A 14,675-nucleotide genomic window follows, 5' to 3' on the forward strand; every position below is an offset into this window, starting at 1 on the left:
ACAAACGCGCTGGATGACTCCGGCCGGATTAGGAGGCTTGCTCGGCGAGAGTGGCCTTGGCCCAGCGATAGTCGGCCTTTCCGCTGGGAGAGCGCCTGATCGACGGCACACTGACAACAGTGCGCGGCACCTTGTACCGAGCAACGTGCGACGCGCAATGCTCACCGATCTCGGCAGCGTCCGGGACGTCGAAGCCTTCGCGGGTCGTGATGACCGCAGCGACGCGCTCACCGAACTTCGCATCCGGAATTCCCGCGACCAGAGCGTCGAGCACTGCCGGGTGACTCTTGAGTGCCTGTTCGACCTCTTCCGGGTACACCTTCTCCCCGCCGGTGTTGATGCACTGAGAACCACGCCCCAGCAGGACGATCGAGCCGTCGGCTTCCACTCGCCCGACGTCGCCGAGTACCGACATCCGCACACCGTCGATCACCGGGAACGTAGCCGCGGTCTTGACCGGATCATTGAAGTAGCCGACCGGCACGTGACCACTGCGAGCGATGTATCCGGTCTCGGCAGATCCCGGCTCGAGCGGCCGCATCCTTTCGTCCACGACGCGGGTCTCGTCGCGAGCGGCGATGCGCATCAGGCCGTCTTCGCCGATCTCGAGATTGCCGTCGACGCCCGACTCGGAGGAACCGAATCCGTCGCGGATCACCAGGTTCGGAAGCATCGACTTGAGCTGCTCCCGCAGTGAGAGCGAGAACAAGGCTCCACCGGACGAGACCATTCCGACCGTGCTGAGGTCGTAATCTGCTGCGTTTGCTGCCAATTCGTCTGCGAGCGGACGTGCCATCGCGTCTCCGACGACGGTGATGGAGACGGCCTTCTCACTCCCGGCGAGCTGCAGCGTCGACTTCGCGTCGAACCGCGCCATGAGGATTGCGTTGGCGCCCATGAAGAATCCGGTGAACAGCGAGTACGACGCCGCGCCGTGCATCAGGGGTGCGGTGCTGAGCATGTTCATCGCGGGAACGTTCGGCACCGCGGCGAACAGAGCTTCGGCAGTCGTATGCGGCGGACCGAACGGGTTTCCGCCGGTGAGCGCCGCGAAGTAGAAGTCTTCATGACGCCACATGACGCCCTTGGGCATTCCCGTCGTGCCGCCGGTGTAGATGACAAACAGGTCGTCGTTGCTGCGAGGCGCGAAGTCACGAGTAGCGGGTTGCTCCGCGGCAGCGTCGGCATATCGAACGACGTCGACGCCTTCGATGTCGCGGACCGCCGACTCGCCGACGACAACGACGTGTTTGATGCCCGGCACGGCCGGGAGAACCGTCTCCACGACGGGAACGAACTCCTCGTCCACGATCAGAGCTGCCGACTGCGAATCGTTGTACAGGTAGGTCAGTTCGGCGTCGACGTAGCGATAGTTGACGTTGATCGGGACCGCGCGGATCTTGAGGCAACCGAGCAAACTTTCGACGAACTCGATGCTGTTGCGCATATGCAGAGCGACGTGGTCGCCCGGCCCGACACCGACACTTGCCAGGTGGCGGGCGATGCGATTCGAGCCCTCGTCCAGTTCGACGTAGGTACGACGACGCCCATCGCACACGAGTGCCGTGCGGTCCGGAATCAAATCCGAAATACCCTCGTACAGATCTGCCAAATTCAATGACACTGCTGGTGCCTTCCTTGATGTCCGGCCCGGCGAATTCGGGGCCGACCGTACTGCGTTTGCGGTGAGAACTATCCGATCCTGGCGCCGACGAATGCGGCCAGGAACTGAGCGGATTCACCCGTCGCACCACCAGAGGTCGCGAAAGCCGATCCCGCCGTGAGGATTTCCGACGGAGGTGTGGGGTGGGGACGTTTCTGGGTGTCGACAACCATGATGGCTCCGGGACAGGATCGGTGGTGACGCAAGCGCGTACGCGGTGGGATCGCCGCGTCGCCCCAAGGTGGCATGCACGGCTCGTGACCCAGATCACCGCTCCCGCTGAGTGGGACTGCCCCTCAGATGGCCAGACTTGTGTTCAAAACTAGAACTAATTCTGATTTTGTTCGAATGATTTTTTCGGAACGGCAACCGAACTCTCGACTTCAAATTAGAATGAATACTAATTTTGCCGAACTTACCGCCAGACCGGATCGAAGGAGCACGACATGACGCAATCACTGAGCTTGGAAGGCAAAGTTGCCGCCGTCACCGGCGCCGGCGCCGGCCTGGGTCGCGCCGAGGCACTCGGACTCGCCGCTGCCGGCGCAGCCGTCATCGTCAACGACATGGGCGCAGCGGCCAACGACGTGGTCGACGAGATCAAGGCCGCAGGTGGACAGGCACTCGCCATCACCGGCGACGTCTCCGACTGGTCGCTCGGCGGGCGCATCATCGAAGAAGCTGTCAAGAACTTCGGATCCTTCGACATCCTCGTCAACAACGCAGGCATCCTGCGCGACAAGATGATCTTCAACCTGACCGAATCCGATTGGGACGACGTCATCCGCGTGCACCTCAAGGGTCACGCCGCCACCTCGCACGCAGCCGCAGTCCACTGGCGCGCAGCCAGCAAGGCAGCCGACGCACCGGTATACGGCCGCATCATCAACACCTCGTCCGAGGCCTTCCTCTTCGGCAGCGCCGGACAGCCCAACTACTCGGCAGCCAAGGCCGGTATCACCGCTCTGACGCTCTCGAGCGCATCAGGCCTCTCCCGCTACGGCGTCCGCACCAACGCGATCTGCCCCCGCGCCCGCACCGCCATGACAGCAGAAGCCTTCGGCGAGAACAACACCGGCGTAAGCGGTCTCGATCCGCTGGCGCCCGAGCGCGTCGCGACCCTGGTCAGCTACCTCGCATCCCCCGATTCCGACGAGATCAACGGCCAGGTCTTTGTCGTCTACGGCAAGATGGTGGCGTTGATGGAAGCACCCAAGGTCGAGAATCGTTTCGACGCAGCCGGATCCGCGTTCACGGTCGAAGAGCTCGGTGGCCAGCTCTCGTCCTACTTCTCAGGCCGCGGACCGTACGAGACCTACGCTGCCTACAGCATCGCCGGCCTCGAAAAGATTGCCCTTGCAGTCGACGAGACCGCAACAGTTTAAGCAGCACCTACGAAGAGGAGCGTTTTCATGAGGTTGAACGGCAAGGTAGCGATCGTCACCGGCGGCGCCGGCGGAATCGGTCGTGCCATCACCCGCGTCTTCGCTCGTGAAGGCGCGAAGGTCCTGTTCGTCGACATCAACGACGAGCAGGGCCAGGCACTCGAGGAGGAACTGGCCGGGGCCGGCAAATTCCTGAACGTCGACCTTGCTGCCGCAGGTTCTGCCGAGCAGATCCGTGACGCCGCGCTCGAGGCTTTCGGCAAGCTCGACATCCTGGTGAACAACGCTCACGCGTCCCGGCAGGCTCCGTTGCTCGAAACCACGCAGGACATGTTCGACCTGTCCTTCAACACCGGCTTCTACCCTGTCGTCCACCTGATGCAGGCATGCCACGACGAACTCGCGAAGACCAAGGGTTCGGTCGTCAACTTCGCGTCGGGCTCCGGCCTGGACGGCATGCCCACCCAGACGTCCTACGCGGCAGCCAAGGAAGCTGTGCGAGGCCTGACGCGCGTCGTCGCCAACGAGTGGGCGCCAGAGGGTATTCGGGTCAACGTTGTCTGCCCGTTCGCCGCCACCGAAGGCGTCGTCAAGTGGCAGGAAGCCTTCCCTGAGCGCGCAGCCGCATCGGTTGCCAAGGTACCTCTCGGACGCATCGGTGATCCCGAAACCGACATCGCTCCCGTCGTGGTGTTCCTGGCGAGCGAGGACTCCAAGTACATGACGGGTCAGACCTTGATGGCCGACGGCGGCAGCATCAAACTCCGCTGAGCGAAGCTCCTCACCGGCTGAGTCGAAGTTCTTCTCGGTGGGCTCAGCTCACCGAGAAGAGCTTGGCAGCGTTGTCGTGCACAACGGCTCGCAACCACTCGTCACCGAGATCGAAGCGCGTAACCGCTTGCAAGGCGGTGAGATACGGGTACGGAATGTTCGGGAAGTCGCTACCGAACAGAATCCGGTCCTGCATGTCGACGAGCCGAGAAACATCGGCCTTCGGGAAGGCGCACTGCTCTTCCGTGAAGTCGGTGAACGCCATGGTCGTATCCAGGCGGACGTTGCCGTAAGCCTCTGCAAGATCGAGGAATTCGCTGTACTCGGGCATCCCCATGTGCGCGACGATCAACGGCAGGCGCGGGTACCGTGCCAGCAGCGAAGCGATGCGATCGGGCCCCGTGTACTCCCCCGGAGCCGGTCCCGAACCACAGTGAATCACGATGGGCGTCTCGGAGTCCTCGAGCTGACCCCAGACCTTGTCGAGCAGAGGATCGTTCGGATCGTAGTTTCCGACCTGGATGTGGGACTTGAAGATTCGCGCCCCGGACTCCAACGCCTTCCCGACGTACGACGCCGCCGACTCCTCGGGATAGAACGTGGCCGTGTGCAGGCAATCAGGTGTTTGCGCGGCAAATTCGACGGCCCACTGGTTGAGCCATTCGGCCATCGCGTGCTTGTGGGGGTAGATCATCGACGTGAAAGCCCGGACGCCGAACTCGCGGAGACGGTGTACCCGTTCTTCCTCGGCAAGTCGGTAGGCGATGGGCCACGGTCGACCGATCATCGGTCCCGCGGAATCGAAGTAGCCCCACACCTTGTCCATGACACTCTTCGGCATGAAATGGGTATGGACGTCGATCACACCCGGAACACCCAAATCGCGCCAGAAAGCCCGAACCTCGGCAATCTCTTCCGGTCCGGTCGATGGGACCTCTTCGGTACACACGTCTGACACCCCTTTCGTTCGCTCGACCATACCGAGTGCCGTCGCGCTCACCGGGACAGGTCGTTGACGGCCTGACCCGAGCACCCGAATGTGAACCCATATTGCCGATCACTGTTGGAGGTTGAATGTCTCAGACCGAGTCCGAAGTGGAGTCGATCAGTGCCGTCGAGGAACTGCTCGCCATCGAGGAAATCAAGCGTGTCTTCGCCGCGCGCCTACGCTGCATGGACACCAAGCAGTGGCACGTCTACCCAACCCTGCACACCTCAGACGTCGTCAGCGAGACGTGGGGCGGACTCCCGACAGACAAGCAACCCAAGACCGGTGACACCTCGAACCAGGTAGTGGGAATCGACAAGCTCACCGCAGCAATTCGGAACATGCTCGACGGCGACATCCCCCTCACCACAGCGCACCACGCGCACACCCCCGAAATCGTGCTGACCTCGCCCACCACCGCAACCGGTATCTGGGCAATGGAGGACATGTTGTGGTGGAACGACGGCGAGAAAGAGCTGCATCTGCACGGCTACGGCCACTACCACGAGGAATACCGCAAAGAAGACGGTAAGTGGCTGATCAGCTACCGAACTCTGACGCGACTCCGAGTCGACCAGGACCCCGGATTCTTCCGATTCATGAAAGCGCTGTGACGAAGTGACAAACCCGCTGTTCCAACCGCTCCGCATCCGTTCGCTCGAACTGTCCAACCGAATAGTCATGTCGCCGATGACGCGCACGTACTCCATCGAGGGTGTGCCCGGCCGCGACGTTGCCGACTACTACCGCCGACGCGCTGAGGGCGGCACCGGGTTGATCGTCACCGAAGGCGTCGCGATCGATCACGAGACTGCTGTCGATCACGCCAACGTCCCCAACCTCCACACCCCTGCTGCGCAGGCTGGATGGCGCAAGGTCGTCGACGACGTGCACGCTGCGGGCGGCAAGATCGTGCCTCAGCTCTGGCACGTCGGACCGCTGTGGGGCGCGATGACGCAGATGGACCCGTCACTCAAGCCGATGCGCCCCTCCGGTGAATGGGGCCCGCTCGGCGTCACCTCGTACTCCGCTGCCTACGTCGAGCGCGCGCAGGCGAGCACCGAGGCGATGACCGAGCAGGACATCCAGGACGTCATCGACGCCTACGTCTGCAGCGCGAAGCACGCTGTCGAACTCGGCTTCGACGGTATCGCGATCCACGGCGGTCACGGCTACCTCCTCGATTCCTTCTTCTGGGAGGGCACCAACCAGCGCGACGACGCGTGGGGCGGCGACCTGGAGCGTCGTACCAAGTTCCCGGCTGCCGTCGTCGCTGCAATCCGCGCGGCGATCGGCCCGGATCTGCCGATCATCTACCGTTTCTCGCAGCACAAGCAGCAGGATTTCACCGCGAAGATCGCGGAAACTCCCGAGGAGTTGGGTGTCATCCTGGGTGCGCTGGTCGACGCCGGAGTCGACGTCCTCGACGCCAGCATCAGGCGTTTCGACGTCCCGGCCTTCGAAGGCAGCGACCTCTCACTGGCCGGTTGGGCAAAGAAGCTGACCGGTGCCGTCACGATGGCCGTCGGTAGCGTCGGGATCGGAAAGTCACTGCGCGACAGTCGCATCGAAGGCGTCGCACCTGTCGTGGACAACATCCCGCAACTCGAGGAGCGCATCGGCAGTGGTGAGTTCGATCTGATCGCGATCGGCCGTCTCCATCTCGCCGATCCTGCGTTGGCGACGACCCTGCGCGCGGGCGGTCCGCTGCCGGCTTTCGATCGAGCGGTGCATGAGGGCAGCTTGATCTAGGGGCTCCGCCCCTGTGCGCCTTTTTGGTAGTGCGGACTACCAAAAAGGCGCACAGGGCCGAAGGCCTTTATGTTCGACCTATGACTACCTTCAACGCCTGGGTCGCCCGCGACAGCGACGGCACCATCGACTTCGCCCCCGAAACCGTCGACGAATCCTTCCTCCCTGCAGGTGAGGTCACGATTCGCGTCGAGTATTCGAGCGTCAACTACAAAGACGCCCTCGCGGTCACCCCGAAGGGCGGGGTGGTTCGCGACTACCCGATCGTCCCCGGTATCGACGTTGCCGGCGAGGTCATTGCCTCCGAGTCCGACGCTTTCGCCCCCGGCGACAAGGTGGTGGCCCACGGGTACGAGATCGGGACCGCCCGCAACGGCGGCTACGCGGAGATCGCCAGGCTGCCCGCCGAGTGGATCGTGAAGCTCGACGGCATCTCCACTGCCGACGCTGCTGCAATCGGCACGGCTGGATTCACCGCCGCCATGAGTGTCCAAGCCATTCTGGCCGGCGGAGTGAAGCCCGCCGACGGTCCGGTACTGGTGACGGGCGCGAGCGGCGGAGTCGGCACCGTCAGCGTCGACCTTCTGGCAAGCGCAGGCTTCGACGTGGTCGCCTCCAGTGGCAAGCCCGGTGCGGCAGACCTTCTGACGTCTCTCGGTGCGTCTTCGGTGATCGGCCGGCTCCCCGAGGATCCCGACGCCAAGCCCCGTCCGCTCGGAAAATCCCAGTGGGCGGCGGCCGTCGACTGCGTCGGTGGAAAGACCCTCGCCCACGTACTGAGCACGATCAATTACGGCGGTGTTGTCGCTGCCAGCGGATTGACCGGTGGCGCCGCGCTGCCTACGACCGTGCTGCCGTTCATTCTCCGCGGAGTCTCACTGCTGGGTATGGACTCGGTACTGATGCCGATCGAACCCCGTCGTGCACTGTGGGCACGTCTGGGCTCCGACCTTGCGCCACGTCATCTGAAGGAAATCACGAACCTCGTTGCCGTCCGCGACGTCGTCTCGGTGATCGATCAGGTACGCGAGGGCAAGTACACGGGCCGGGCGCTGGTTCAGGTTGCCGACGGTTTCTGAACCGCTCAGAAAAGTGTGAACAAATCTGCCGGTTCTTCGGCCGTCGTGGACTTCTCTTTGTACGAGGAGTTCACGACGGTCGGTTCCTTCTTCACCGGCGCCGCAAGCGGGACCGACGCGATGTCCCCCGAGACGATGGCGCGTGCGGCTTCGCCGGCCAACTTGTCGGCCATCTCGTTGTAGTGGTTGCCGACATGCCCGCGCACCCAGCGAAAGCGCACCGGTCCGACACGGTCGGTGATGGCTCGGTCGATGCTCTGCACCAGTTCCAGATTCTTGACCGCCCCACCGCTCGCGGTCTTCCATCCCTTGCGCTTCCAACTCGGCAGCCATTCCGACGCGCACTTGATGGCGTACTGCGAGTCGGATTCGATGAGCAGAGGATCCCCACCCGGATGCGCGACGACGGCCTCGAAGAGGGCACGCAACTCGGCAATCTGGTTGGTGCCGGACGCTTCTCCGCCGGACATGCTCGGACCCTCGTGATTGACCCACGCCCAGCCGATAGCCCCACCGGGGTTTCGCAGACAGGATCCGTCGGTGCTCACGATGATCATGGCTCGGACAATACGTTGCGCCACCGACACACGCCTTAACGGAGGATGGACGGTGGCGATACGCTGACCTCGATGACGCCGCTATCTCCGGCCGACGAAGTCACGGTGACTTCTCAGCGACCACTCGATGCCGCGCTGACGCTCAGCCCGCATCAGCGCGGACCCGGCGACCCCGCACATCGGCGGTCCGCCGACGGAGCGATCTGGCGAGTTTCCCGCCAACTTTCGGGTCCTGTGACCTACCGCATCACGCAGTCGGATCGGCACACGGTCCGCGTGCAGGCGTGGGGTCCCGGTGCCACGGAATTACTGGAAGGCGCCGACGCGCTGCTCGGTCTCGACGACGAAGCCGAAGATTTTGCTCCCGAACATCCCAAGCTCGCCGAAGCCCATCGACGCTTCCCTCATCTGCGTATCGGCCGCACCGGCCGCGTCATGGAAGCTCTCGTACCAGCGATCCTCGAGCAACGAGTTCACGGCATCGACGCGTTTGCCGCGTGGCGCCGCCTGTTGACCAAGTTCGGTGAGCGCCCACCCGGCCCCGCGCCCGACGGAATGCGCGTTCCACTCACCGCGGACCAATGGCGTCGAATGCCGTCGTGGGAGTTCCACCGTGCGAACGTCGATCCCGCAAGGTCCAAGACGATCGTTCAGTGCGCTCGCGTCGCCGACCGCCTCGAGCAGGCATCCACGTTCTCCAGGGCGGAAGCGACCAAACGATTGCGAGCGGTCCCCGGCGTCGGGATCTGGACTGCCGCCGAAGTGGCGCAGCGTGCCTTCGGCGATTCCGACGCACTCTCGGTCGGTGACTATCACCTCGCCGCGGTCGTCGGGTGGTCGCTGCTGGGTGAACCGATCGACGACGCCCAGATGGTGCAGTACCTCGCTCCCCTCCAACCGCATCGATACCGCGCTGTACGACTGCTGCAGGTCAGCGGTCAAGCAGTCAAACCCAAGTTCGGTCCGCGAACAGCCGTTGCCGACCACCGCTGGCACTGAGCACCAGGAGAGCAAAATGTCGACCCGATACGCACACATCGCCTTCTCACCCGCCGCGGTGGAGCGTCAGCGGTCGACCGGTAGCTTCACCGTCTACGGTTCGAAACTCGATCAGCCCGACGAAGGCCCGATGGAATTCGATTTCCGCGCTCAGGGATTCGTGAAATCCGTGGATTCCTTCTTCATGTCCACGGTGACGCCCGACGGTTGGCCGTACGTCCAACATCGCGGCGGCCCGCGCGGATTCCTGCATGTATTGGGTCCGAATCGAATCGGATTCGCCGATCTGCCCGGCAATCAGCAATTCGTGACACTCGGCAATCTGGAAGAGAACAATCGCATCTCGCTGTTCGTCATCGACTACCCGACGCGGACGAGATTGAAGATCTACGGGCGCGCGCAGGTGATCGAAGCGGAACAGGACCCCGAACTGCTGCAACAACTCTTGCAGGTTCCCGGCGGCACCATGACGGCAAAAGCTCAGCGCTCCATCGTCATCGACGTCGAAGCATTCGACTGGAACTGCAGTCGAAACATCACGCCTCGCTTCGACAAGGAACGCATGGACGAATCCCTCGCTCTGGCACGCCAACCCTTGCAAGCCGAGGTCGATCGCCTTACTGCCGAGGTCGAAGAACTGCGCGCACGCTTGTCGAAAAACGAATGAGACTAGGCGGTTTCAGGGCACACGGAGTCGGGTAGCCACCAAACACGGCCCGTCGCGCGGAGACGACGGGTCCCGTTGTGCCCGAGGAGGTCCGCACGATCGATCCTGACGGTGGAGTTCTGGCTAACGAACTGCACCGCCTCCATTCACGACCGGTTCCACACAGACAGATTGGCCGTCCCCATGAAACTGTCCCGAACTCTCACGATGTCCGTTCTCGTTGTCGCCGCTGTCGGCGCCGGAGCCGGCACTGCCGTCGCAGCGCCCCCGAATGCGGGCTTCGATCCGTCCCAACCCTTACTGACCCCGACCGCCGAGTCGAACAGCCAGGCGGCGTTGATGCTCTTTCCCGGCAATGATCCGAAGCAGGCCGCGTTCGACACCATGGCCAACGAGGTCAATATCGGTTGGAACAACGGTGGCCTGCAGTCGACCCTGATCGGAGCCAACCTCGGCGTCGGTATCGGCTGCCTGTCGATCTTCCCGAACTTCATCGCCGGCTGCATCGTCGGTGGAGTCATCGGCACGGTTGCCGGAGTCGGCGCAGGAATCACCAACGGAAACCCGAACGCTGCACCGGCCGTCGAGAAGTTCTTCGCGACTCCTTGAGAGCCGCTCAGCCGTGCGTGTGCCCAGGGGTGTGTGACTCCTCGTGAAAATGCGTGGCGCCGATCGAATGCAGCAACTGGTGAACGGTGTCGTCTGCCAGTTGGTATCGCATCGATCGGCCGTCACGCGTCGCGCTCACCCATCCCTGGCTACGCAGCAGTCGCAGCGCATGTGAGACGGCAGTGCCGCTCATCCCCAGCGCCACGGACAGATCCGTGACGCAGATACCCGGTGCGTGGTGAAGGCAGAGCAGCAGACGCAGACGGTTGGCATCGGAGAGCAGCTCGAAGCGGCCGGACCAACTGGTGACGTCCAAACCCTCGAGTGCAGCCCTGGCGCGACGAACATCCTCGATGCTCAGCGCGCCGCTGGTGTCTGCTGCACCTGCATTCGTCAACCGACTGCCTCCGTAGAACTTCCGATCCCCCGCCGCAAGTGTACCCAGAAGCGCGACCTCGTCAGGCAGACTCCACCACGGCCGCCATGCCCTGGCCACCGCCGATGCACATGGTCAACAGCGCTTTTCCGCCGCCGCGGCGGCCGAGTTCGTGAAGGGCCGTCGTCGCCATACGCGCACCCGTCGCTCCCACCGGGTGCCCGAGCGAGATGCCGGAACCGTTGACGTTCAGGCGATCGAGGTCCTCGAAACCCCATTCCCTCACGACACCGAGAACCTGGCACGCAAACGCTTCGTTGAGTTCGACCAGCTCGAAGTCAGCGAAGCCTGCGCCCGTCCTGGCGAACAGTTTCGAGACGGCGGCGACCGGCCCGAGGCCCATCAGCGCCGGTTCACAACCGGCCGCGGCCCAACTGTCGAGGAACCCGATGGGCTCCAGCCCCAGTTCGTCCAGACGATCCTCGGCGACCACCAACATCGCTGCGGCAGCGTCATTCTGTTGGCTGGCGTTACCGGCGGTCACGACGCCACCCTCGGTTACCGCACGCAGCCGTGCCAGAGTTTCGAGTGAGGTGTCCGAACGGATCCCTTCGTCAGCACGGAACTGTGTGACGTTCCCTTTCCGATCCTTCAGTTCGACGGTGACGATTTCGGCGTCGAACCGGCCGGAATCTCTTGCCAGTGTTGCTTTTCGGTGACTGTCGACGGCAAACGCGTCCGACTCTTCCCGACTGATCCCGCAGCGTGTCGCGACGTTCTCGGCCGTTTCGATCATTCCGCTGATCCGGCCGAAACGCCACTCGGGTTGCGAGCGCTCGCGACCACGATCGAGGCGGTCGAACAGTTGCAGCCCACCGGCTTTGGTGCCCCACCGCGCTCCGGTGGTGTAGTGCTCGATCCCGCTCATCGATTCGACACCGCCCGCCAGAACCACGTCGGCAGCACCCGTCTGGACCATCATGGCCGCAGTGACGATGGCTTGCAGGCCCGTTCCGCATCGGCGATCCGTTTGGAAGCCGGCCACCGAAATGGGCAACCCGGCCTCGAGTGCCGCCCACCTACCGATGCACGGCGCCTCCGAATTGGCATACGACTGCCCCATCGCGACGTCGTCGATGCGAGACGGATCGATTCCACTACGACGCACAGTCTCCTTGACGACGGTGGCGGCCAAGCTTTCCGCCGGCACGTCTCGAAGTGCCCCTCCGAAGCGGCCCACTGCGGTTCGGACCGGCGCGACCAATGCTGCTCGTTTCACAACTGACCTCGAATCTCGTTCTGGAAGAATGGAAAAGGACTCAGGCAATCAGCAAGCGCACGGTATCTGCCACCAGCGCCGGTTTGCCCGCGTCGTCGACGTCGATCGTGTACCGCACGACAATCGTCGCGCCCTTCGCCGTGCGCTCGAAGGAGAGAATCTCCGCGCCCGCTCTCACCGACGAACCGACCTTGACCGGTTCGGGGAATCGCACCTTGTTGCTGCCGTAGTTCACGGTCATGGAAATTCCGTCGACGCGCATCACTTGAGCGCCCAGCACCGGCAACAACGACAGGGTCAGATAGCCGTGGGCAATGGTGCCGCCGTAAGGGCCCTGCGCTGCGCGCTCGGGATCCACGTGAATCCACTGATGATCCTCGGTGGCGTCGGCGAACTTGTCGATCCGATCCTGTGTGACCGGGAACCACGCGCTGTAGCCCAAGTGCTCACCGACAGCCGTCTCTACTTCGTCGATTCCGTTGAAAATTCGCATAGTTCTCTCCTGAAAGGTGTTGAACAGCAAAGAGAAATTACAGCGCCCGGGCGCAGTTCTAATGTGCGCCCCGGCGCAGGGTGACCCGATACGTGTACTGCTCCGGCAAGAAATAACTCACCGACAACTCGTTGGCGACGCCCTGCGCGTTGGAGTACAACCGATCCACCCGCAGCATGGCGTGCCCGATCTCGCAATCGACGTCCCTGGCCACGTCCGCCGTCGCCGGGGACACCGTGATCGATTGTGCTGCTTCGACAATCGGACTGTCGATCAGCGGTTCCAGCAAGCCGATCACGGTATTTGCGCTCACCGCACCGGCAGCCATTGCGGGTAGGTCGATGATCTGACGAGCTATCGCCTCCGGCAGATGCGCCGTTGTCTGAACGAACGGAACTCCTTCGTGTATCCGCCGAAAGACCACGGTGTACACGACGTCGGTGTCGAGCCGAAGCCGACTGGCAGCCTCGATGTCCACGCGCCGCTGCAGCGGTGAGACTACTTCCATCGTCGTGTCCCGCGAAAGGTTCATGAGATCTTCGATGGACCCGAGATGACGGAGATAGCGGCCACTGTTCTCGGTCACGAACGTTCCGCGCCCGGGTACCCGGTACACGATGCCCTCGGCAACGAGGTCGTGAAAGGCTCGGCGGACCGTCTGCCGGCTCACGCCATGATGCTGCGCCAGTTCGGATTCGGTGGGCAGTTGAATGCCGTCGCGGTAGGTACCGGCAGAGATCTGCTGACGAAGCTCACGAGAGAGGCGTTGGTACGCCGGCTCCGTCTCTCTTTCCTTACCGCTCATAGCGACATGATCCTACTTGCTCACCGGGCCGTCACAGACCGCCGCGGGCAACCAACTGCGAAACGATCACGTTGCGCTGAATTTCGTTGGTTCCCTCACCGACGATCATCAGCGGCGCATCACGGAAATACCGTTCGACGTCGTACTCCGTCGAGTAGCCGTAACCACCGTGGATGCGCACGGCGGACAACGCGATTTCCATTGCCACCTCGGAGGCGTACAGCTTGGCCATGCCTGCCTCCATGTCGCACCGCTCGCCGCTGTCGTACATTTGCGCCGCGTGCCAGGTCAGCTGCCGTGCCGCAGTCAACTTGGTTGCCATGTCGGCGAGATAGTTCCCGATCGACTGGTGCTTCCAGATCGGCTGCCCGAAGCTCTCGCGCTGCTGCGCGTAGGCAAGCGAATCCTCGAGTGCAGCCGTGGCGACGCCCAGCGCACGGCAGGCCACCTGGATACGGCCGGTCTCGAGCCCCTTCATCATCTGCCCGAATCCCTTGCCAGGAGTGCCACCGAGAATGGCCGACTCGGAGATTCGGTAGTTGTCGAAGGACAATTCACAACTCTCGACGCCCTTGTACCCGAGCTTCGGGAGATCGCGGGAGACCGTCAGTCCTTCGCCGTGCTCGACGAGAACAATCGAGATGCCCGCATGCCGAGGGCTTGCACTCGGATCGGTCTTGCACAGCAAGGCGATCACGCCGGACCGGCGGGCATTGGTGATCCACGTCTTGGCCCCGTTGACGACCAGATCTGTGCCGTCACTCTTGGCGTTGGTCGTCATGGCCTGCAGATCGGAGCCACCGCCGGGCTCGGTGAGCGCCATGGTTGCCCGGATCTCACCGGTTGCCATTCGCGGCAGGTATTTCACCTTCTGCTCTTCGGTACCGAACAGTGAGATGAGCTTCGCGACCACCGTATGACCGCCCATCGCTCCCGCCAGGGACATCCACCCTCGCGACAGTTCCTGCGTCACCTGCGCATAACAAGGCATGGACACCGGCGATCCGCCGTACTCCTCGGGAATCGCGAGACCGTAGATCCCGATCTGCTTCATCTGATCGATCCACTTCTCGGGATACTCGTTCGCGTGCTCCACCTCCTGAACCGTGGGCTTGACCTCTCGGTCGACGAACCGGCGCACGGTTTCGATCAGGAATGTCTCTTCGTCGTTGAGCTTGAGCATGAATCCGCCTCGACTTGAAAAAAGTTTGTACGGCCATATTTCGATATTGTTCGCGCAATGTCAATACCG

The 14,675-nt window shown here is 63.0% G+C and carries 17 protein-coding genes; 8 read left to right on the forward strand and 9 right to left on the reverse strand.

Features of this window, described 5'->3' with window-relative positions; translation table 11 throughout:
* Positions 1–28: 28 nt before the first annotated feature.
* Both ACFT1A_RS10055 and ACFT1A_RS10060 read right to left on the reverse strand, forming a co-directional pair.
* Complete coding sequence (locus ACFT1A_RS10055) at positions 29–1,624, reverse strand: acyl-CoA synthetase (protein ID WP_378446853.1); 1,596 nt, start codon at positions 1,622–1,624, stop codon at positions 29–31.
* A 68-nt stretch (positions 1,625–1,692) separates the two neighbouring features.
* Entirely contained in the window at positions 1,693–1,836 is a 144-nt protein-coding gene (locus tag ACFT1A_RS10060; RefSeq protein WP_378446854.1) for a hypothetical protein, read from the reverse strand.
* A gap of 273 nt (positions 1,837–2,109) precedes the next feature.
* Between ACFT1A_RS10060 and ACFT1A_RS10065 the strand changes: the two genes are divergently transcribed.
* Together ACFT1A_RS10065 and ACFT1A_RS10070 are read left to right on the forward strand one after the other, a co-directional pair.
* On the forward strand, positions 2,110–3,048 hold the full coding sequence (locus ACFT1A_RS10065) for a 3-oxoacyl-ACP reductase (protein ID WP_378446855.1): 939 nt from the start codon (positions 2,110–2,112) through the stop codon (positions 3,046–3,048).
* Between the two features lie 27 nt (positions 3,049–3,075).
* On the forward strand, positions 3,076–3,819 hold the full coding sequence (locus tag ACFT1A_RS10070) for an SDR family NAD(P)-dependent oxidoreductase (RefSeq protein WP_283302923.1): 744 nt from the start codon (positions 3,076–3,078) through the stop codon (positions 3,817–3,819).
* A 43-nt stretch (positions 3,820–3,862) separates the two neighbouring features.
* On the opposite strand, the gene ACFT1A_RS10075 is transcribed toward ACFT1A_RS10070, so the two are convergent.
* On the reverse strand, positions 3,863–4,768 hold the full coding sequence (locus ACFT1A_RS10075) for an amidohydrolase family protein (RefSeq protein ID WP_378446856.1): 906 nt from the start codon (positions 4,766–4,768) through the stop codon (positions 3,863–3,865).
* A gap of 125 nt (positions 4,769–4,893) precedes the next feature.
* On the opposite strand from ACFT1A_RS10075, the gene ACFT1A_RS10080 reads away from it, so the two are divergent.
* The 3 genes from ACFT1A_RS10080 to ACFT1A_RS10090 all read left to right on the forward strand — a co-directional run bounded on the left by ACFT1A_RS10080 (position 4,894) and on the right by ACFT1A_RS10090 (position 7,638).
* Positions 4,894–5,421, forward strand: coding sequence for a nuclear transport factor 2 family protein (locus tag ACFT1A_RS10080; protein ID WP_378446857.1), 528 nt, complete (start codon positions 4,894–4,896; stop codon positions 5,419–5,421).
* A gap of 4 nt (positions 5,422–5,425) precedes the next feature.
* Positions 5,426–6,559, forward strand: coding sequence for a 12-oxophytodienoate reductase (locus tag ACFT1A_RS10085; protein ID WP_378446858.1), 1,134 nt, complete (start codon positions 5,426–5,428; stop codon positions 6,557–6,559).
* A gap of 80 nt (positions 6,560–6,639) precedes the next feature.
* Positions 6,640–7,638, forward strand: a complete 999-nt coding sequence (locus ACFT1A_RS10090; protein ID WP_378446859.1) for an MDR family oxidoreductase — start codon at positions 6,640–6,642, stop codon at positions 7,636–7,638.
* 5 nt (positions 7,639–7,643) lie between these two features.
* On the opposite strand, the gene ACFT1A_RS10095 is transcribed toward ACFT1A_RS10090, so the two are convergent.
* Positions 7,644–8,195, reverse strand: coding sequence for a ribonuclease H (locus ACFT1A_RS10095; protein WP_317552080.1), 552 nt, complete (start codon positions 8,193–8,195; stop codon positions 7,644–7,646).
* A gap of 45 nt (positions 8,196–8,240) precedes the next feature.
* Here ACFT1A_RS10095 and ACFT1A_RS10100 point away from each other — a divergent pair, with 45 nt between their 5' ends.
* The 3 genes from ACFT1A_RS10100 (at position 8,241) to ACFT1A_RS10110 (ending at position 10,470) form a co-directional block, all read left to right on the forward strand.
* Positions 8,241–9,194 carry a DNA-3-methyladenine glycosylase family protein gene (locus ACFT1A_RS10100; protein ID WP_378446860.1) on the forward strand — a complete coding sequence of 318 codons (954 nt, stop codon included), beginning with the start codon at positions 8,241–8,243 and terminating at the stop codon, positions 9,192–9,194.
* 16 nt (positions 9,195–9,210) lie between these two features.
* Complete coding sequence (locus ACFT1A_RS10105; protein WP_378446861.1) at positions 9,211–9,861, forward strand: pyridoxamine 5'-phosphate oxidase family protein; 651 nt, start codon at positions 9,211–9,213, stop codon at positions 9,859–9,861.
* 111 nt (positions 9,862–9,972) lie between these two features.
* Complete coding sequence (locus tag ACFT1A_RS10110) at positions 9,973–10,470, forward strand: hypothetical protein (protein ID WP_378446862.1); 498 nt, start codon at positions 9,973–9,975, stop codon at positions 10,468–10,470.
* A gap of 7 nt (positions 10,471–10,477) precedes the next feature.
* On the opposite strand, the gene ACFT1A_RS10115 is transcribed toward ACFT1A_RS10110, so the two are convergent.
* From ACFT1A_RS10115 to ACFT1A_RS10135, 5 genes are all read right to left on the reverse strand, one after another.
* Entirely contained in the window at positions 10,478–10,867 is a 390-nt protein-coding gene (locus ACFT1A_RS10115) for an ArsR/SmtB family transcription factor (RefSeq protein WP_378446863.1), read from the reverse strand.
* Positions 10,868–10,928: 61 nt separating this feature from the next.
* The gene (locus tag ACFT1A_RS10120; protein WP_378446864.1) at positions 10,929–12,125 is read right to left on the reverse strand and encodes an acetyl-CoA C-acetyltransferase; all 1,197 of its coding nucleotides are present in this window, start codon (positions 12,123–12,125) and stop codon (positions 10,929–10,931) included.
* A 40-nt stretch (positions 12,126–12,165) separates the two neighbouring features.
* Positions 12,166–12,618, reverse strand: a complete 453-nt coding sequence (locus tag ACFT1A_RS10125; protein WP_378446865.1) for a MaoC family dehydratase — start codon at positions 12,616–12,618, stop codon at positions 12,166–12,168.
* A 58-nt stretch (positions 12,619–12,676) separates the two neighbouring features.
* Positions 12,677–13,423: a GntR family transcriptional regulator gene (locus ACFT1A_RS10130; protein ID WP_003940169.1), complete on the reverse strand. Its 747-nt coding sequence runs from the start codon at positions 13,421–13,423 to the stop codon at positions 12,677–12,679.
* 31 nt (positions 13,424–13,454) lie between these two features.
* Positions 13,455–14,606, reverse strand: a complete 1,152-nt coding sequence (locus ACFT1A_RS10135) for an acyl-CoA dehydrogenase family protein (protein ID WP_003940468.1) — start codon at positions 14,604–14,606, stop codon at positions 13,455–13,457.
* Positions 14,607–14,675: the final 69 nt, after the last annotated feature.

It is taken from the genome of Rhodococcus sp. NPDC057135, assembly GCF_042670865.1.
In the GTDB taxonomy this organism is placed as follows: domain Bacteria; phylum Actinomycetota; class Actinomycetes; order Mycobacteriales; family Mycobacteriaceae; genus Rhodococcus_F.

Coding starts and splice junctions, on each gene's coding strand:
- ACFT1A_RS10105 (WP_378446861.1), top strand. CDS start 9,211: ATGTCGACCCGATACGCACACATCGCCTTCTCACCCGCCGCGGTGGAG.
- ACFT1A_RS10080 (WP_378446857.1), top strand. CDS start 4,894: ATGTCTCAGACCGAGTCCGAAGTGGAGTCGATCAGTGCCGTCGAGGAA.
- ACFT1A_RS10090 (WP_378446859.1), top strand. CDS start 6,640: ATGACTACCTTCAACGCCTGGGTCGCCCGCGACAGCGACGGCACCATC.
- ACFT1A_RS10100 (WP_378446860.1), top strand. CDS start 8,241: ATGGACGGTGGCGATACGCTGACCTCGATGACGCCGCTATCTCCGGCC.
- ACFT1A_RS10125 (WP_378446865.1), bottom strand. CDS start 12,618: ATGCGAATTTTCAACGGAATCGACGAAGTAGAGACGGCTGTCGGTGAG.
- ACFT1A_RS10060 (WP_378446854.1), bottom strand. CDS start 1,836: ATGGTTGTCGACACCCAGAAACGTCCCCACCCCACACCTCCGTCGGAA.
- ACFT1A_RS10130 (WP_003940169.1), bottom strand. CDS start 13,423: ATGAGCGGTAAGGAAAGAGAGACGGAGCCGGCGTACCAACGCCTCTCT.
- ACFT1A_RS10065 (WP_378446855.1), top strand. CDS start 2,110: ATGACGCAATCACTGAGCTTGGAAGGCAAAGTTGCCGCCGTCACCGGC.
- ACFT1A_RS10135 (WP_003940468.1), bottom strand. CDS start 14,606: ATGCTCAAGCTCAACGACGAAGAGACATTCCTGATCGAAACCGTGCGC.
- ACFT1A_RS10070 (WP_283302923.1), top strand. CDS start 3,076: ATGAGGTTGAACGGCAAGGTAGCGATCGTCACCGGCGGCGCCGGCGGA.
- ACFT1A_RS10095 (WP_317552080.1), bottom strand. CDS start 8,195: ATGATCATCGTGAGCACCGACGGATCCTGTCTGCGAAACCCCGGTGGG.